The sequence below is a fragment of the Parabacteroides faecalis genome (assembly GCF_022809355.1).
Taxonomy (GTDB): Bacteria; Bacteroidota; Bacteroidia; order Bacteroidales; family Tannerellaceae; genus Parabacteroides; species Parabacteroides faecalis.
The window spans coordinates 1-19586 of the sequence record NZ_JAKZMM010000028.1; the positions used below are offsets into that span (position 1 = coordinate 1).

The following is a 19586-nucleotide window of genomic DNA, read 5'->3' on the forward strand; positions in this document are numbered from 1 at the left end:
TTTTTATCTTTGCAAAGGTAATATGTAAAGCCTTTTAGTAAGACTTATTTTATCTGTAGAGTTTTTTAGTAACGTATCAAAAAAGTGTAAAGTAAATTTAGGCATAGTCAATCTCAATTATCAATTCTCAAAAAGCCGGCGTGTTTTTATCATTTCACGCCGGCTTTTCAGCAAAAGACGCCGGCTTTTTCTCTCTTTATGCCTACCTTTCTAAATCAAATAAACGAGAACCGATTTCGATCCTCGTTGGATCTGTTTTCGATTCTCGTTTAGTTTGATTGGTATTCTTCTATTATATAGCTACTATACCATAGGCGATTTTTCTTTATACCCTTCACACACCTATTCATTTACCTAATTGTCAGTCACTTCCTGTGAAGGGTGTGAAATCTTTCCTTATAAGAACATTTCTGGGGCTTTGCGGGCACTGAAATTCTTATATAAGTATTCCGCGAAAGGATTCGGGAAAGTTCTAGCCTCTTCCGGACACTCTTTCACACAGGCACAACACTTAATACAACGTGTCGGATCACTATACATCTCATCATTAACAATTGAAATAGCACTTACTGGACAAACACCTATACAGTGTCCACATAAATTACAACGAGATGCATCTACCAACGGAGCAGCAGGTGCCGACGGCTTCTTTTCTTTATAAGGTCGGTTGCCTTTTATCTGCAAAGAAGACAGAGATTCCAACGAAGAACAAGCCTCCAACTTTTCCAATGCATGCTGACCGAAGAGGAAGGCTTCGTCATGATCTTTCTGATCCGGGCGACCCGATGCTACCGGATATTGAGATGTACTGAATGAATGTTCACCCACAAAAGCAGCGGCAGCCAACAATGTAAAACCTTGCTGCACCAACAAATCCGACAACTCCAACAACGCATCTTCATAATCCCTGTTTCCGTAAACAACGACAGGAACAACCGGAGAATCTTTTCCCACAAACTTTTTCAAACGTTCTATTGCTGTATCGGCAACACGCCCGCCATACACAGGCACTGCAACAACTGTCAATTCACGTTCTACCACTTCCTCAGAGTCCGGCATTTCATACGTCAAATCTGATTCTGAAAAAGATACCGCTCCCATTCCTTCCACAATAGCATGAGCTATTTTAGCGGAAGTATGCGTGGGAGAAAAATAAATGACATGTACATGTTTATAATTCATTTCTTTAACGCTCCTTCTATTTGATTCATCAACTCTGCAAATTCTTGATCTGTATATCCTTTGCTGGTATAAATCACTTTTCCGTCTTTTCCGATCAGATAACTGCGCGGAATCAGATTTTTGGCAAAAGCATTAAAGATAGCCCGATTCTTATCCGGATACAGCGGGAAAGAAAACCCTTTCTTCTCGTTATATTTCTTCAAGTCGGCATCCGTGTGTTCCCGCCCGATCACCAGCATCACAAAATCTTTATTGTCTTTATATTTCGGCCAAAGCTGATCCTTTACTGCTGCCAATTCTTTCTGACAAGGCGGACACCAGGTAGCAAACAGATTCACCAAAATAACTTTCCCTTTGAAAGAAGAGGAAGCCACTTGTGTCCCGTTGTCATGTACGATTGTGAAAGTAGGCATTGAATCACCCACTTTGACAATATCGTTTGAATCATTCTGGGCCCAGGCAACACAGGCCAGCAAAAGAGCCATCGAAATAAATAAGAATTTCTTCATAGATGAACTATTCATTTTAATACACCTTCTTCCTATCTTTACTGATTGTGCTTCTGGGCCAGTTCATATCCAGCCTTCAGCGCTTTCAGGTTCATGGCAACGATTTCTTCTCCCTTACGGGCAAAGATACTGCGAACCCCTTCTTCAATCTTTTCATATTCGATTCCCAAGAAAGGAGTTGCCGCTCCCAACATCACAATATTGGCAGCCCGAACTGAACCGGCTTCTTTGGCAATAGCCTCTACATCCAAAACTACTTTATGCGGCAGTTTATCCAATTCGGCATTTACCTTCTCCATTTCCGGATAATTCGGAATATTGATAAACGGTTGAGAATTGGTAACCAACCAACCCTCTTTACTCAGATAAGGCAGATAACGCAGACTTTCCATCGGTTCGAGAGAAATAATCAGATCGGCATGTCCCAACGGGATTAAATCCGAAGCAATTGGCTGATCAGACAAGCGCAGGTTTGACTGCACGTCACCTCCACGCTGGCTCATTCCGTGTACTTCCGCCTGCTTCATATACAAACCTTCCTTCAAAGCAGCTTCACCGATAGCGGCGGCAATTGAAAGAATACCTTGTCCGCCTACTCCTGACAATATAATATCTGTTTTCATTTCTTATTTGCTTTTTTCTTTCTGGTTAATGTTTGAATACACTCTCGACGCGGAATCAATACGGAAACACCCTTATATTCAATTTCCTCACGGATAATGGCTTTCATTTCCTCATAATTCTTCTTCAACGGAATCATGACCCGAATATGAGCCGGATCAACACCAATACCTGCACAAATAGATTCCAAGCGACCTGTTCCGGCAGAGTCTTGTCCACCTGTCATGGCCGTCGTCTCATTGTCGGATATTACAATCGTAATATTCGTATTCTCATTGACACAATCCAGCAAACCTGTCATACCCGAATGCGTGAAAGTAGAATCACCGATCACGGAAACAGCCGGGAAAACACCCGCATCCGAAGCACCTTTTGCCATGGTGATTGAAGCACCCATGTCAATACAAGAATCAATTGCCCGGAATGGAGGCAAAGCGCCCAAGGTATAACAACCGATATCACCAAAGACTTTAGCCGTCGGATATTCTGCCAGTACTTCATTCAAGGCCTGATACATATCCCGGTGGCCACAACCCTGGCAAAGAGCAGGCGGACGTTGTTCTACGACTTCCGGTTTTGCATAATACTCGGTGATCTCCAAGCCCAAAGCAACACCTACAGCATCCGGAGTCAATTCGCCATCACGCTGCAAGGTTCCATCCAAACGACCATGCACCTTCAAACCTTTACTCAGCAAGCCTTTCAACTGCTGTTCTACAACCGGATAACCTTCTTCCAATACCAGAATCTCATCGCAAGCATCAACCAAACGTTCCAGTTTCTCCTGAGGAACCGGATACTGCGTAATCTTCAATACCGGATGCTTGAATCCATTCGGACAGTTTTCAGAAAGATAGTTATAAGCAATACCTGTTGTAATAATACCTAAAGACTTATCCGGTCCATCGAAATATACATTATAGGGAGAATTTTCTGATTCCTGCATGAATATTTCCTGAGCCGCAATCAGCTTCTTATACCGCTGACGAGCCAAAGCCGGCAACAAGATAAAACACTGACGACCGTCTTCTGGACAATGCATTGGCAATTGTTCTTTCATCGGTTGCGTTTCCACACCAGCACGCGAATGCGCCATACGTGTTGTTACACGCAACAAAATCGGATATCCTAATTTTTCTGATAGTTCGAAACCATGATAAACCATATCATATGCTTCCTGCTGACTGGAAGGTTCCAGCATCGGAATCATGGCAAAATTACCATACATACGGTTATCCTGTTCATTCTGTGAAGAGTGCATCGAAGGATCGTCGGCAGTCAGAATAATCATACCTCCATTGATTCCACTCATAGCTGCATTCATAAAGCAATCGGCAGCTACATTCAGTCCGACATGCTTCATACAGCACAACGAACGCTTTCCCGCATAACTCATACCCAACGCAGCTTCCATGGCTGTCTTTTCGTTAGCACTCCAGTTACAATGAATCTTCCGTTCACGAGCCACCGGAGAATTCTGGATATATTCAGTTACTTCAGTAGAAGGCGTTCCCGGATAGGCATATACACCCGAAAGACCAGCATCAATAGCCGCCTGGGCAATTGCCTCATCCCCTAAAAAAAGATGTTTTCCCATGTTATTATGATATTAATGTCTTGTTTCAAACGTCAAAGATACGTTTTTTGTTATATATTGAAAGCTATTCATCAGAAAATCTTTCTTCTGTTAAGTTCCGAACGGTATCTCGCAGCATTTCTATTGTGTTCTGCCAAAGTTACCGCAAAATTATGACGACCGGAAAAGTCCTCCTTCGCACACATATATAAATAACGGTGTTTCGTATAATTCAAGACCGCATCCAATGCCTGAATCGAAGGAATCCGGATCGGTCCGGGAGGCAGACCTGCATATTTATACGTATTATATGGAGAATCGACCTCCAGATGCTTATCTAATATGCGACGGAGAGAAAAATCACCTACGGCAAACTTCACGGTCGGATCAGCCTGCAAAGGAATACCTGCTTTCAGACGATTCAGATACAATCCGGCAATCACCGGATATTCATCTACAGCAGCCGATTCTTCTTCCACGATTGACGCCAATACCGAAACCTCAACCGGACTTAATCCGGCAGCCTGAGCTTTCTCTTGTCGGGAAGCATTCCAAAATACTTTATATTCCCGTTTCATCCGGGCCATAAACCGCTCGGGAGACACATTCCAATACACTTCATAGGTATTAGGTATAAACATGGCGACTATGGTTTGCCTATTAAATCCCATAGAAGCACACCAGGCAGAATCATTCATCAGACGAAGCAAAGTATCACCTTTCAACATCAGCTCTTCATCCATTCTTTTTGCCAGTTCTTCCCGCGAACGCACACCTATAAACGTAAGCCGGATGGCTTCCTGATGCCCGCTTCGCAAACGCCGAACTAAATCCAGATTACTCATCTTCGGATCTACCCGATACCGTCCTGTCTTCAGATGCCCCTCATAATTCATCCAGGAAGCCAACTGACGAAAACTTCCAATATGTAAACAAGCAGCCGAATCTTCCAGTTCCTGACATAACTGATCCCAATCTTTTTGTTCGTCAATATAAACATACACAGGTTTTTCGGAAAAGAAATTAGGAGCCCATACTATCCGATAAATCCAAAGACCACAACAAAATAGAATCAGGAATACCGCAATACTACAGATCCAAATCCAATGATGAAAGGAAAAGCGTTTATTCATATATATTTAATGAATTGATTTTCAGATTCAGCCACAAAATTAGTATCTTTTTTCCGAAAAAACACGTCAAAAGTATTGTTTATTAAAAAATAAGATTTACCTTTGCAACGCAATTCCAAAACAATTGCAGCAGTCATAAAAAACTTGGAAGTTTGGGTGAGTGGCTGAAACCAACAGTTTGCTAAACTGTCGTACGGGTAACCGTACCGGGGGTTCGAATCCCCCAGCTTCCGCAAAACGGTGATTATCCAAAAGATGATCACCGTTTTTGTTTATCCTCACCACATTCCTAAACTTTCAGTCCAAGCCAAACCTTTATAATAGGTATTCCAATCGGTATATTTTGTATTGTTCTGAAAAGGGAAGTAAGACGAAAAGCCGGAAAAAGAATGAATAGGCATATTGCCGCCCCAACCACCATAATAAACCGAATAACAGGTAGGCGTATTGGCTTTATAAGGAACAGCTACATCAAGTGCTTGTTCCCAACGACTGTATTCTTCTTCGGTTGCCAACTGTTCTACCAAGTCTCCGAAGTCATAATAGGCCTGTTTATACACACCATTATACCGACGATCCGGATCATATACTTGTACATCCGCCAAATCTGCTTCTGTCAATGAATAGATTTTATCGGAATGTGCCTGATAAATCGCCCGGGTTTCGTCGGCCAAAGCAGTCAGACCCGAAGTCTGTACTACCGAAATAGCCGCACCAGAAGTCCAATGATTGTTACTTCCGCCTACACCTCCGGCATAAAGATCGGCATACGAATTATAATACGCTTCAGCCATACCTACAACATCAGCCTGTGTATCGGCAAACAAAGGATCCAATACCAGATCATAAGGAGAACCCGGACCGGGAGTTTCCAATGGACAAGCAACGATATAATTCGTATAATTCCTAAATTGATAAGCCACTTCTATACCTTGCATAAAGCAGGCATCAAAATAAATAAAGTCAAAACCGGAAGCTTTTCCCAAAAGCTCCGTACCTTTTGCCACAGCCTCTTCCAAATCCAAAATATCCATTTGCGGGCCACTGCTGCCACCATCCTGACCAAATGAACGAAGCGATTTCGAAACAGGCAACCAGCCATCGCCGTGCGACCAGAGAACCAGTCCGTAACTTTTCGCCGGATAAGTTGAAAAAGCCCGCTGGAATACGTCCGTCATCCGTTCAACCGTTACCGATGAAGCATCCTGTTCCGGATACTCATATACCAACGTTTCCTCGACCAAGCCGGTTCGAGCATTCTTTCCGATATGTATTAACTGCGGTAAAGCCGTGTTTCCCTGTTTATCCTTATTCACATCCACATATACCAGCAAATGATTCTTTTCCGATACAGATTCCATACCTAAAAGCATCTCGTCATAGTCATCCAATGCAAAGGAAGACAATGAGTTTTCGGCCGCCAGATAGACCAAAATCGTTCGATTGGGCAAATCCTCTTCCGAGAATTCCGGTTCTGAATCCGAACATCCCAACCCTATAAAAGGAGTCAATAACAACAGGATTCGAAAAACAAGCTTCATTTTTATACAGATTTCCATTTCTAACATGACTTCGTGAGGAAATAATACCAGCAGCACAGCAGTTCCCCTCAAAGTCTCCAAAGATATTGAAATTCCAAACGATCCACAAACAGAATGAATGATTTATAAGTTTGTCATTATTCCCTGTTTCTAAAAAGAAAGAACAGATATCTATTTATCCGTTTTCTCTCACCTAAAGTTTTTATTCGGCCGAATCATTCTTTAATCCACGCCGCGGATTACTTAGTTTACGTCGTGGATTAAGTAGTTCACGACGTGGATTACTTAGTTTACGCCGTGAACTAAAGAATTCATTGTTTATTTCACATAAAAAGGAAAAAGGATTTTTAATTTTCAGAACAAGAGAACACCTAAAAAATTGAACACAAAAAAACGGAGAGACCCGCAGATCTCTCCGTTCATTATTATATATACCACCTTAAAGAGGTCGAAGTTCGACAGTCAAACCCATAGCTGCAGCTATCTTATATAAAGTCGCAACAGAAGGGACTGTTAATCCTCGTTCTATTCTCGAAATATATCCTTTATCAGCACCAATACGCTTTGCTAATTCAGCTTGTGTCAAATGTGCATTCTTCCGAGCCTCCAGAAGTATCTGAGCATTATATTCTTCCCATGCTTTTTCCCTATTTTTTTCTCGTTCAGCAGAACCTTCTTTACCCAGACCTTCATCCAGCCAAGTGTCGATATCATACAGATCTTTACCGATTTCCTTTAGTTCCATAATATTCCTCTTTTAATCTTAAAGCCTTTTCTATCTCACGTTCAGGTATTCTTTGTGTCTTTTTTCTAAAAGCATTAAATAAAATAACTACTGTATTCCCATCATATATGAAAAAGATTCTAAACTCATTGTTCCCATAATTAATCCTGAATTCATATAATCCATCTCTAATGAACTTAATAAAATGCCTCGGTAACTTATCTTCTACTTTAAACAAGTCCAAAGCTCTTCTTATTTTATTAACTTCATTTGGAGAAAGTGTTTTAATGAAATCAGAGAAGTATTGTTTATATGCTATAATCTTTCTCATAGGACAAAAATAAGAAAAGTTGTACAATTATACAACTTAAAGGGTATAAAAAACGGAGAGACCCGCAGATCTCTCCGTTCCTTATAGCTGTATCTTGCGGAAAGACAGGGATTCGAACCCTGGATACAGCAGAGCCGTATAGCGGATTTCGAGTCCGCCCCGTTCGACCACTCCGGCATCTTTCCTTATGTTTGCCTTAAAACCGAGGCAAATATAGTCAAGAATAGCTATCATTGTACTTTTTTCGGTAAGTTTTTTCCGAATAAACCCACAATCGATTTGCCTTCAAACAGTTCTTTTCTGATAAAAAAGCCGGGAAAAGCCCTTTGAAGGAGCAATTCATTCGGAAGAAATTTTAATCGTTAATATGAAGAAACATGAGTTATAAGAAAAAGACTATCCGCTTAGTTTAACCTCATTCTTTTCTTCAAAGGAAACTTTTCCCAGCTTTATTCTTTCAGTGATCCAATCGTTTTAGATCCGTCCGCCACCCAAAGCCTGATACAAATTGATCACACTCTGGATTTCTTTAAACTGATTGGCCACTTGTGACAACTCGGCACTCAGTAACGTTTGTTTTGCCGTCAATACTTCCAGATAAGTAGTCGTACCATGTTCCATCAACAACGTTGTACTTCGCAATGCATTTTCCAAAGAGACAATCTGCTGTTCATAATTACTACGTTTATTTCTACTCGTCTGATAAGAAGTCAAGGCATCATTAACCTCGCTACCGGCACTCAACAGTTTTTGCTGAAATGCCAGGGAAGCTTCTTCCTGCTGCGCCTTGGCAATACGTTTCTGAGCAATCAATGTTCCTCTATTAAATAAAGGTTCCGTCAGCGAAGCTACAGCCGAAGCCAGGAACTTTCCTGGATTCGTAATAAGAGCTCCTGCAGAATTTGTCCATCCTGCACTTCCACTGAGTGTAATCGACGGATAAAAGGCTGCGTTAGCCTGGTTCGTTACATAAAAAGCCTGCTCAAGCTGACGCTCAGCTTCCCGTACATCCGGACGGTTAGCCAAAAGTTGTATCGGCACACCCACCGAAAACTCTTCCGGAAATTCCTGATCAGCCAAACGCCCCCGATCAAAACTCTGCGGAGATTCAGCCAACAACAAAGCCAAACTGTTTTCTGCCTGATTAATCTGTTCCTTCAAATCAAGCACCGAATTCTCAACTTCAAAATAAGTTGCTTTCATTTGCGAAACAGCACTCTCGTTGGCTAAGCCGGCATTCATCAACGCCTCGGTCGATTGTACGGTTTCTTTCCACGAAACAGCAGTTTTTTCCGAAATAGCCAACTGCTCATCCAGCATCAGTAAAGTATAATACGTATTGGCTATATTAGCAATCAAACTGGAATGAACAGCCTGCTGGTAATCTTCACTCTGTTCATAGGCTGCCTGAGCCTGTTTCTTGGCATTACGCAGTTTTCCAAAGATATCCAATTCCCAACTAGCCGAAACCGGAACCGTATAAGTCTTCGATGTCTCGCCGTCAAAACTACTTATTGTACCTTGTGGAGAGAAAGCCAACGAAGGCAAGAACGACAATTTAGCAGCCAATAAAGCAGCTTTTGCCTCTTCAACCCGGAGTTGTGCTGTCCGCAAATCCGTATTGTTCTGCAATCCTTTTTCAATCAGAGCCTGGAGTTGCGGGTCTTTAAATAATTCCCGCCACTCCAAATTACCCAAGCTCACGGTATCCTCTGCCAAGAACTCTTCTCCATACAAGTTTTCCGGCACCGATGTCTGTGGCTTATAGGTAGAATATATACCGCAACTACTCAACATGCAAGTAGCGCCTATCATGAAAATCCATTTATTCATACGTTTCATTCTTTCATTTACTTATTAGTATTCAACGCATCACGTTCTGCCTGAGTCTTTAGTTTTTCATACACAATCTGCATGTCTTCTTCTTCAGACAGCGGTTTACGCAACCTTTCCTGTAAATATTCAAAGAAAATAAAGAGAACAGGAACAACGAAAAGTATAGCCAACGTACCTATCGTAATACCACCCACAACACCCGTTGCCAATGAACTATTACCATTCGCTCCGGCACCAGTCGAGAACATCAAAGGCAACATACCAAATACCATTGTCAGAACGGTCATCAGAATCGGACGCAAACGAGCCTGAGCGGCAGAATAAGCAGCCGAAACAATTCCCATACCTTTACGCCGGCGTTCAATGGCATATTCGGTAATCAAGATGGCCGTCTTTGCCAACAGACCAATCAACATAATCACACCTGTCTGCAAATAGATGTTGTTTTCCAGACCGGCAATCTTGGCAAACAAGAAACTACCCATCAAACCAAACGGAACGGATAAGATAACTGCCAACGGAACCCAGAAACTTTCATACAAACAAGCAAGAATCAGATAAATCAAGACAACGCAAAGAACATATACAAAGACCGTCTGTGCACCTCCACTTGAAGCCTCTTCACGAGCCATACCTCCATATTCATAACCATAGCCGGTAGGAAGCATCTGTTCCGCAACTTCCTTGATGGCCTGCTGAACTTCACCTGTTGAATATCCTTCTGCCGCATTCACATTGACTGTAATGGTATTATACAAGTTGAAACGTTTGGCTACTTCAGCACCTAATACATTCTTAATCGTAACGAACTGACTGATCGGAGCCATTTCATCTCCATTACGTACAAACATATTATCCAAGGCATGTTTATCCAATCGGGTCTCAGGCGATGCCTGCAGCATGACACGATATACTTTACCAAACTTATTGAAGTTAGACACATACGAACCACCACAATAAGATCCTAAAGCATCCAATACCGTATTGGGAGAAATACCGGCACGCTTACATTTGGCAGCATCTACATCAACTGAAATCTGCGGGAAGTTCATGGCATACGAAGTATAAGCCATCGCTACTTCCGGCCGCTGGTTCAGCGCTCCCAAATATTGCATAGCCAATTGATAGAAAGTACCCATGTCGCCACCCGTCTTGTCCTCCAGATACAATTCGGTTGAGTTACCCGTACCGTAACCCGGAATCATAGCCGGCTGGAAGCAGAAGATCTGCGCTTCTTTAATCAAGGCAAACTGAGCATTCAACTGTTTCATCACAGCATCCACCGTGTGTTCTTTGCCTTCTCGTTCTTCCCAGTTCCTTAATCGGACAATCAACGTTGCATACGAAGTTCCTTGTCCGGAAATCAATCCATAACCAGCCGTTCTTGAGTAATGTTCTACCTCTGGTGTATTCCTTAGTATATTCTCTACTTTATCCAATACTTTATCTGTTTCTACCAACGTATTACCCGGCGACGTACTTACATTGACCATCATAACACCCTGGTCTTCCTGTGGAACCAATCCTGTTTTTGTGGTCGTCATCAGGTAAACCAATAAGACGATTACCACCGCAAATGAAGCCCAAGCCATCCACCGGTGATGGAACAAGAACATCAATCCTTTCTTATATTTACCTAACAGAGCATTATAAGAAGCATTATAAGCCGCACGTACCCGACCGTTGAAACTTTTGGCACCTTTTTCTCCATCCGAAGGTTTCATCATCATGGCACACAAGGCCGGACAAAGAGTCAATGCATTAATACAAGACAAACCAACAGCCACAGCCATTGTTACACCAAACTGCGTGTAGAAGACACCAGATGTTCCACCCATGAATGTAACAGGGATAAATACAGCCATAAACACACCCGTACAAGAAATAACCGCCATGGTTACATCGCTCATAGCATCTTTTGTCGCCAGATAAGAAGACTTATAGCCAACATCAAACTTCGCCTGCACCGCTTCTACCACAATAATGGCATCATCCACAACCGTACCAATGGCCAACACCAAGGCAAACAATGTCAGGATATTGATACTGAAACCGGCAATTTGCAAGCAAGCGAATGTTCCGATCAAAGAAACGATAATCGAAATAGATGGTATCAACGTACTCTTGAAATCCTGCAAGAAGAAATAAACTACCAATACAACCAGGATAATGGCAATGACCAAAGTTTCCACTACATTATGAATAGAAGCAAACAAGAAATCATTGACACTCATCATCTGGATAAATTCAGTTCCCGTCGGAAGTTCCTTAGACATATCATCCAACAACGCGGAGATTTCTTCATTAACCGCTGTTGCGTTGGCTCCAGCAACCTGGAATACCATAAAAATCACACCCGGAGCACCATCTACTTCACCATGATAACTATAAGAAAGACGTCCTAATTCAACTTCTGCTACATCCTTTAGACGTAAAACCGAACCATCGGACTGTGAACGGATTACAATATTCTCAAACTCTTCCGTACTTTTCAGACGTCCTTTATATTTCATCGTATATTGGAATACATGATCTGAATTTTCTCCCAATGAACCTGTTGGCGACTCAATGTTCTGTTCTCCTAACGCAGTTGTTACATCCGAAGGAACCAATCCATATTGAGCCATACGATCCGGCTTCATCCAAATACGCATACTATAGGTATCACCTAATTCCAAGACATCACCAACGCCCTGAATACGTTTAATCTGTGGAATAACATTTATATCCAGATAATTGGCCAAGAATGTTTCATCATAACGATTGTCCGGACTAACCAAGGCTCCAATCTGCAAGAAACTATTCTGACGTTTCGTCGTACTGACACCGATTTTTGTTACTTCAGAAGGTAATAAACCCTGAGCTTTGGAAACACGGTTCTGTACATTGACAGCCGCCATATCCGGATCCGTTCCCTGTTTGAAGTAAACCAAGATTTCTGCCGAACCCGAGTTGGTTGCCGTTGATGTGATATAAATCATGTTTTCCACACCGTTGATACTTTCTTCCAACGGCATAATCACACTGTTCATAACGGCTTCCGCGTTGGCTCCTGTATAAGTTGCCTCCACACGAACAGTAGGCGGCGCAATATCCGGATACTGCTCAACAGGCAATGTTGCCAACGAAATAAATCCGACGATCAGGATCAGAATAGAAATAGACAGGGCCATCACAGGCCGCTTAATAAATATATTTCCTTTCATAAAGCCATATCCTTATTTTATCTGAGTTCCTTCACGAAGCATACCAGCTCCTTCCGAAACGATTTCATCTCCTTCTTTCAATCCGTCCAATACAATGTATTCACGTCCATCGTCAACACTAGCTACCTGAATCAAAGTAGAAGTAGCTTTACCATCTACAATCTTATACGTGATAATCTTATCCTGCAACTGAACTGTTGCTCCTTGAGGAATCAAAATACAATTCTTATAAGTACTTGGGATCAGCACATTACCAGAAGATCCACTGTGTAACAGACGAGCTTCATTCGGGAATACAGCACGGACACCTACAGTTCCTGTGGTTTTGTCGATTACTCCACTGATAGATTCGATCCGTCCCTTCTTCTCGTACATACTCTGATCGTTCAACTGAAGCTGGATTTCCGGCATATCTTTGATCGCCTGATCAACAGTTCCATACTGCCGGGCTAATGCCAGTAACTGATTCTCGGTCATCGAGAAATATACATACATATCCGAATTATCAGAAACTGTCGTCAACGGTTGCGGAATAGAAGGACTTACCAAAGCACCTTTTCGATAAGGCAACATTCCGATAACACCATCACTCGGACTTTTTACTTCCGTATACGATAAGTTATTCCGGGCGTTCACTTCTTCAGCTTTCGCCTGTGCCAGTTGAGCCTGTGCCGTGAGATAAGAATTCCGGCTAGTCTGTAAGTTATAATCCGAAACTACTTTCTGTTCAAACAAAGCCTTGGTACTGTTGTATGTCAGTTCAGCTGTAGCCAATGAGGCTTCTGCCACTTTCACATTTGCCAAGGCAGTCTCAAGAGCGGCTTTGTACGGGACTTGATCTATTACAAACAGAATCTGTCCTTCACGCACTTTCTCACCCTCAGTTACACATAACTTTTCAATATAACCTGAAACTTGAGGATATATCGCTATATCCTGTTTCCCCTCAATAGTAGCTGAATAGGAAGTCATCACTTCTTTCTCGGCATTTGCGGAGATTTTCATCACCGAATACTTTGCCTCAGCTTGTCCTTTCTCCTCCTGTTTGCAGGAGATCAACCCTAACGTAAAGCAAATAAGAGCTATTTGCCAGCATTTTCTTCCTAATGTATTCATATCAATAATTTAAAATTCGCGGCAAAAGTACCGTAAGAGGAAATCACACGAGTAATCTTTTTTCGCACAGGAATGATCCATTTCCCTTTTTGCCTTTTGAGGTTTGCCGCAAAGTGGAAAATAGAACATTTTTGATAGCAAATTGAATGTAGAACTAGTATCTTTATTTCCCATCTTTGGCGACAAAAAATAGGAATATGGAACAAGAAGAAATCATCAAAGTGAATATTGAACAACTCAAAAGTTACAATCATGACAGTTATGCCGACGATTATTTGGTTGTAAGCAATAGTCTTGATCACCTTCTTTTAGGGCAAGAGAAGGTTAAACTTGATTTGTTCCTCATGTTATTCTGCACGGAAGGTCATATCCAGATCGAACTAAATAACCAAAGTTATTCTCTGGAGAAAAACGATTTGTTACTCAGTCCGCCGAATCTGATCATCAGTAAGGTTTTGGCCAGTCCAAACCATGCAACCGAATTTGCCTGTCTGTCTGCACCTTTTCTGGAACGTACTTTACAATTCGATAAAGACCACTGGAAGGTCATGCACTATATTCATAAGAATCCGGTCAGACATCTCAGTCCGGATGAAGTCGAATCATTCGATCAATATCGGTTATTGATCAATTCGCGGATCAAAAGTAGCATGTTTGAAGAAAAGAAAGAAGTCTTACAACTTTTGTTTGGAGCATTCTTTTGTGAAATGATGGGAATCATCAACACAAAGATCAATTTACCGGATAATCCAATAGACACTTCTCAAAAACCTTTACAGGCTGATTATGTTTTCAAGCGGTTCATGGAAGAACTCATGTCGGATAATGGACAACACCGGTCTGTTTCCTATTATGCCGATAAGCTTTGTTATTCTCCCAAATACTTATCGCGCATAGTCAAACAGATTCGAGGGAAAAATGCCTTATCAATTATCAACGAACATGCCGTTGAATGCATCAAATATGAACTCAAGTATTCAAGCAAGAGTATTAAGGAAATTGCACTGGATCTGGATTTTCCGAATCTGTCATTTTTCACGAAGTATACGAAAAAACACTTAGGCATGACACCTACACAATTCCGGTCCAAGAAAGATCTATCACAATAGACATTCAATTATCCAGGAATAACCCAAAATCATTCTGAAGCAATAAAAAACAAGAAGTCCGGTTACCTTGCCATAAAGCTTGCAACCGGACTTCCTTTATCTCAGTATAAAATCAACCCAATATATTATTTATTCTTCGTCAACTGTTGATGCATGGCTGCTGCCGCACGACGACCGTCGCCCATTGCCAAGATAACCGTAGCACCTCCACGGACAATATCTCCTCCGGCATAAATCATCGGAATGGAAGATTCCATATTCTCATTAACAGCAATCGTACCTTTTCGTCCTAATTCCAACCCCGGAATAGAATGTGGAACTATCGGATTCGGCGAAACACCTACACTGACAATTGCCAAGTCAATATCCAATGTTTCGATAGCACCCGGAATCGGTACCGGACTCCGGCGACCAGAAGCATCCGGTTCGCCCAGTTCCATCTTCTGCAGTACGACTTGTTTAACACGACCTTTCTCGTCAGCCTTGTATTCAATCGGATTATGTAAAGTCAGGAACTCGACTCCTTCTTCCTTTGCATGTTTTACTTCTTCCAGACGCGCCGGCATTTCCTGCTCTGAACGACGATAAATAATCATCGCCTTCTCTGCACCCAGACGTTTCGCAGTACGGACAGAATCCATCGCCGTATTACCTCCGCCAATCACAGCTACACGTTTGCCAAACGCAACCGGTGTATCTGATTCCGGATTCGCCGCGTCCATCAAGTTCACACGAGTCAGATATTCATTAGATGACATAATATTGATAGAGTTCTCGCCCGGAATATTCATAAAGTTAGGCAGACCAGCACCCGAAGCGACAAAGATCCCTTGGAAACCATCAGCTTTCAGATCTTCCACACTGATTGTCTTTCCAACGATACAATCTTTCACAAAGGTTACACCCAACTTGGAAAGATTCTCGATCTCCACATCTACGATCTTATTGGGTAAACGGAATTCCGGGATACCATACTTCAGCACTCCGCCAATCTCATGCAAAGCTTCAAACACAGTTACTTCATATCCCAACTTCGCCATATCACCTGCAAATGAAAGACCGGCAGGACCCGAACCAATAACCGCAACCTTAATACCATTAGGCTGAGCTACTTCTGGCAAGGAAATCTGTCCACTTTCCCGTTCATAGTCGGCAGCAAAGCGTTCCAAATAACCAATAGCAACCGCTTCGTGTCCCATCTTCAAATGGATACACTTCGATTCACATTGCTTTTCCTGTGGACAAACGCGACCACAAACAGCCGGCAGTGCACTCGTTTCCTTCAGAACTTTAGCAGCTTCCAAAAATTCTCCACGTTCAATATTCTTGATAAAAGATGGAATATTAATACCTACCGGACAACCCGTCATACATGTCGGATTCGCACAGTCCAGACAACGGCTTGCCTCTGTACGAGCCTGTTCAGCCGTTAATCCCTGATTTACTTCTTCCAGACGCGTATGTGAACGATATTCCGGATCCAGTTCATTCATCTTGACACGCGGAATCGCTGTACGTTCCTTAGGCTTCATCGCTTTCCGCAATTCTTCCCGCCACGGAGCTGTACGGTCGTTCAACGCTGCCGCATGCGCCTCTTCCAGATGATCCAGCTTATGGATTTCTTCCCGTTCAATCTCCTTGAAAGCCCCCATACGTTTGAGCATCTCGTCGAAATCCACCTGATGACCATCAAACTCCGGTCCATCTACACAAACAAACTTCGTCTTTCCACCCACTGTAATACGGCATGCACCACACATTCCCGTACCATCCACCATGATCGTATTCAAAGAAACATCTGTCGGGATATCATATTTCTTGGTCAGCAGGCAGACAAACTTCATCATGATAGCCGGACCAATAGCAAAGCACTTGTCCACTTTCTCCCTTAAAATGACAGCTTCTACTCCCTCTGTTACCAAACCTTTCTGTCCATACGAACCGTCATCCGTCATGATAATCACCTCATCCGAACTGGCTCGCATTTCCTTTTCCAAAATAATCAGTTCTTTTGTCCGGCCGGCCAAAACCGTAATCACTCGGTTTCCTGCAGCCTTCAGTGCCTGCACAATCGGTAACATCGGAGCAACACCCACACCTCCACCGGCGCAAACCACTGTACCAAACTTTTCGATATGCGTTGCCTGTCCCAGCGGACCTACCACATCCGTTATGTAGTCACCTACTTCCAACTGACACAGTTTGGTAGAAGAGAGACCAACTTCTTGAACAACCAGTGTAATTGTACCCTTCTTCACATCAGCTTCTGCAATGGTTAAAGGCATACGCTCACCTTTTTCACCTACGCGCACAATCACAAAATGCCCGGCTTTCCGAGAACGGGCAATCAGCGGAGCTTCGACTTCAAGCTTCACGACTTTTTCCGAGAAAAACTCTTTACCAACTATCTTATTCATATAATCGCATTTTATCGAAAGTTTGTATTGATTAACAGAAAGCAAATATACGCTATTAAATTAGATAAAACGACTTTTGTCAAGAAAAAATCTAATTATTCAAACAATCCTTCATCCCGAACCAACATTAGAATAGCAGAATGAGGTACTATCAGATACTTTTCTTCATTAAAATTGATCTCGTAGGCGGCATTCTGCAAATAAACAGCCAAGTCACCTTCTTGGGCCTGCAACGGCAAGTAACGGACTTCTTCTTCTTTCTTTTCCCAAACTTCCCGTTCCTCATTCTGTGCCGGAAGTGGATATCCCGGTCCTACCTTTATAATATAACCGACCTGTATTTTCTCCTTCTCCTGTACCGAAGGCGGCAAATAAAGTCCAGTCTTTGTCTGGCTTTGTGGATTCTTCGGTTTAATCAGTACTTTATCTCCTATCATCAGGAATTTATGAATGTCTTTTTGTTCTAAAGATAACTGCATAACGTAAAATCATTTGTTTGGACAACAAAGCTACGAAAGTTTACAAAAAAAGTCACGAGAATCGATTTTAATTCTCGTGACTTTCTTTTTTAGAATTCGTTAGTTCCCGAATCCTGTACTTATAAACTCCTGACCGATATTACAAAGTTCGTCCTTTAAAGACAGATGATTCCGCACTTGGATAAACCGTTCCGGTAAAAGAAATCCGGTTGCTATTGAAGTTTGGTGAAACAGTCGCCGTACATTTGGACGATCCTTCTATCATCCGTATGGTAATAGAAGCGGAAATACCTATTCCCTGTACCATCATCTTAAAGTTTACATTTCCTTTCTTATCGGTTTCAACTTCTACATTCGAAGGAGTTCCTTCCACTGTAATTCCGCCTATTCCGTTCGGTCCGGAAAAAGCTCCGTCGAACGACAACTGTACCGTTGCCTTTCCATCTATTAAAGAGACAAAATTCGTACTCGGTGTTACATATTTAAAATTACCTCGCTTGAATTCAACCCGGTCGGCTTCCAAAACGAAATCTTTATCGAATATAGCTTTCTTAGCCGTTTCAAACGCCTGCATCTCGGCTGCTTCTTGAGCAGCTTTTTCAGCTTCCTTAGCCGCTTTTCTAGCAGCTCTCGTATCTTCTTGAGCAAACATGGCTCCTGTTCCTACCAACAGGAATGCAACCAACATCATTACTAATCTTTTCATACTTTTCTTCCTGTTTAAATATTTAATATATACTATATAGACAGTTTTTACCCCTCAAAAGTTGCATGTTATTCTGTTAATTATGGATAAAGGAAGACATATCTTTCAAATATTCCATCAATGAAGCAACAGAAGTAAAAGTCTGAGGTTCCCGGCCCACTTGATGCAAAAGCATACGAGAAGAAGTCTGAGCCGTAATCTCGATATCCGCATGATCATTTTCCATCGGATCAAAGCCATTACGTTTCAAGGCATTGCCCAACCAATAGACTAAATTCGATTCGCCTCTCACTAATACAGGCTGATTCTTTTGTACCAAATTCAATTTACCCGTCAGGGAATCAAAATGAATCATGCCCCGATCAAAGAAAGAAGTAAATGCACCTTGCAGAATCAGGTCTTCAGGAGAACCTGCAACCATCGGTTTGTCTTTTGCCAACAGCCATAAACAATCTGCCATCTGGATTGCCAAATCCAAATCGTGGGTAGACAACAAAATAGCCTTTTGTTGCTCTACTGCCAGACGATGCAGAAGAGCCATCGTTTCAATCCGGCTGGTCACATCCAGAAATGCGGTCGGTTCATCCAATAAAATAACCGGGCACTGCTGAGCCAATACTTTAGCAATCATAGCCTTCTGGCGTTCTCCATCGCTCAGTTCCGAAACGAACTGAGAGGCTTTATGCGTAATACCTACAGCCTCCATCGAATCTTCTATGATTTGTCTATCCGCTTCCCGTAATCTACCCCAAAAGCCTGTATAAGGATGCCTGCCCAAAGAAACCAGTTCATAAACAGTCAATCCTCCGGCATTCGTTTTCTCGGTCAATACAACTCCCAGTGTCATGGCAAACGAAGCCCTGGAGTAGCTATCCAAAGCCTTCCCTGACAAATAAATTTCTCCTTGCAACGGTGGTTGAAAACCACATAATGTACGAAGTAATGTTGACTTACCGGCCCCATTCAATCCCAAAAGACAAGTTACCTCTCCTGCTCGTAACTGCAAGTCCAAACCTTCGTGTACAACTTTCCTCCGTCCACCTTTCAACAGATAGCCTATCGCCAAAGCATTTGTCGTGATAACCGGATTCTGTTTCATC

16 protein-coding genes and 2 tRNA genes are annotated in these 19586 nt (G+C 42.3%); 2 read left to right on the forward strand and 16 right to left on the reverse strand.

All coding sequences use genetic code 11. The features are described from left to right. Nucleotides 1–396: 396 nt before the first annotated feature. The 5 genes from MUN53_RS11235 to mltG all read right to left on the reverse strand — a co-directional run bounded on the left by MUN53_RS11235 (nucleotide 397) and on the right by mltG (nucleotide 5021). Nucleotides 397–1182 (reverse strand): 4Fe-4S binding protein, encoded by a 786-nt coding sequence (locus MUN53_RS11235; protein ID WP_022454837.1) that lies wholly within the window; start codon nucleotides 1180–1182, stop codon nucleotides 397–399. Next, entirely contained in the window at nucleotides 1179–1691 is a 513-nt protein-coding gene (locus tag MUN53_RS11240; protein WP_243325504.1) for a TlpA family protein disulfide reductase, read from the reverse strand. Before MUN53_RS11240 ends, MUN53_RS11235 begins: the two co-directional genes overlap by 4 nt. 38 nt (nucleotides 1692–1729) lie before the next feature. Next, nucleotides 1730–2314, reverse strand: coding sequence for an indolepyruvate oxidoreductase subunit beta (locus MUN53_RS11245; RefSeq protein ID WP_243325505.1), 585 nt, complete (start codon nucleotides 2312–2314; stop codon nucleotides 1730–1732). Next, nucleotides 2311–3909 carry a thiamine pyrophosphate-dependent enzyme gene (locus tag MUN53_RS11250; protein ID WP_243325506.1) on the reverse strand — a complete coding sequence of 533 codons (1599 nt, stop codon included), beginning with the start codon at nucleotides 3907–3909 and terminating at the stop codon, nucleotides 2311–2313. Before MUN53_RS11250 ends, MUN53_RS11245 begins: the two co-directional genes overlap by 4 nt. 71 nt (nucleotides 3910–3980) lie before the next feature. Beyond that, nucleotides 3981–5021, reverse strand: coding sequence for an endolytic transglycosylase MltG (gene mltG / locus MUN53_RS11255; protein WP_243325507.1), 1041 nt, complete (start codon nucleotides 5019–5021; stop codon nucleotides 3981–3983). 146 nt (nucleotides 5022–5167) lie between these two features. Here mltG and MUN53_RS11260 point away from each other — a divergent pair. After that, nucleotides 5168–5254, forward strand: a tRNA-Ser gene (locus MUN53_RS11260). A gap of 45 nt (nucleotides 5255–5299) precedes the next feature. Here MUN53_RS11260 and MUN53_RS11265 read toward each other — a convergent pair. The 7 genes from MUN53_RS11265 to MUN53_RS11295 all read right to left on the reverse strand — a co-directional run bounded on the left by MUN53_RS11265 (nucleotide 5300) and on the right by MUN53_RS11295 (nucleotide 13775). Continuing rightward, nucleotides 5300–6562: a clostripain-related cysteine peptidase gene (locus tag MUN53_RS11265; protein ID WP_243325508.1), complete on the reverse strand. Its 1263-nt coding sequence runs from the start codon at nucleotides 6560–6562 to the stop codon at nucleotides 5300–5302. 439 nt (nucleotides 6563–7001) lie between these two features. Next, nucleotides 7002–7307: a helix-turn-helix domain-containing protein gene (locus MUN53_RS11270; RefSeq protein WP_243325509.1), complete on the reverse strand. Its 306-nt coding sequence runs from the start codon at nucleotides 7305–7307 to the stop codon at nucleotides 7002–7004. Further along, entirely contained in the window at nucleotides 7285–7617 is a 333-nt protein-coding gene (locus tag MUN53_RS11275; RefSeq protein ID WP_243325510.1) for a type II toxin-antitoxin system RelE/ParE family toxin, read from the reverse strand. The genes MUN53_RS11270 and MUN53_RS11275 overlap by 23 nt, the downstream gene beginning before the upstream one ends. Before the next feature lie 97 nt (nucleotides 7618–7714). Then, nucleotides 7715–7802: transfer RNA gene (locus tag MUN53_RS11280), tRNA-Ser, on the reverse strand. A gap of 289 nt (nucleotides 7803–8091) precedes the next feature. Next, a complete protein-coding gene (locus tag MUN53_RS11285; RefSeq protein WP_243325511.1) occupies nucleotides 8092–9450 on the reverse strand; it encodes an efflux transporter outer membrane subunit in 1359 nt (452 codons plus the stop codon). Nucleotides 9451–9467: 17 nt separating this feature from the next. Continuing rightward, a complete protein-coding gene (locus MUN53_RS11290) occupies nucleotides 9468–12659 on the reverse strand; it encodes an efflux RND transporter permease subunit (protein ID WP_022454827.1) in 3192 nt (1063 codons plus the stop codon). Between the two features lie 12 nt (nucleotides 12660–12671). After that, entirely contained in the window at nucleotides 12672–13775 is a 1104-nt protein-coding gene (locus MUN53_RS11295) for an efflux RND transporter periplasmic adaptor subunit (protein ID WP_243325512.1), read from the reverse strand. A gap of 197 nt (nucleotides 13776–13972) precedes the next feature. Between MUN53_RS11295 and MUN53_RS11300 the strand changes: the two genes are divergently transcribed. After that, nucleotides 13973–14884, forward strand: coding sequence for an AraC family transcriptional regulator (locus MUN53_RS11300; RefSeq protein ID WP_243325513.1), 912 nt, complete (start codon nucleotides 13973–13975; stop codon nucleotides 14882–14884). A 125-nt stretch (nucleotides 14885–15009) separates the two neighbouring features. Here the strand turns inward: MUN53_RS11300 and MUN53_RS11305 are convergent, their stop codons facing one another. The 4 genes from MUN53_RS11305 to MUN53_RS11320 form a co-directional block, all read right to left on the reverse strand. Further along, on the reverse strand, nucleotides 15010–17301 hold the full coding sequence (locus tag MUN53_RS11305; RefSeq protein WP_243325514.1) for a bifunctional dihydroorotate dehydrogenase B NAD binding subunit/NADPH-dependent glutamate synthase: 2292 nt from the start codon (nucleotides 17299–17301) through the stop codon (nucleotides 15010–15012). Nucleotides 17302–17396: 95 nt separating this feature from the next. After that, nucleotides 17397–17780 (reverse strand): co-chaperone GroES, encoded by a 384-nt coding sequence (locus tag MUN53_RS11310; RefSeq protein WP_022454822.1) that lies wholly within the window; start codon nucleotides 17778–17780, stop codon nucleotides 17397–17399. A 139-nt stretch (nucleotides 17781–17919) separates the two neighbouring features. Beyond that, a complete protein-coding gene (locus MUN53_RS11315; protein ID WP_243325515.1) occupies nucleotides 17920–18486 on the reverse strand; it encodes a DUF4251 domain-containing protein in 567 nt (188 codons plus the stop codon). Between the two features lie 76 nt (nucleotides 18487–18562). Next, entirely contained in the window at nucleotides 18563–19585 is a 1023-nt protein-coding gene (locus MUN53_RS11320) for an ABC transporter ATP-binding protein (RefSeq protein ID WP_243325516.1), read from the reverse strand. Between the last annotated feature and the right edge of the window lies 1 nt (nucleotide 19586).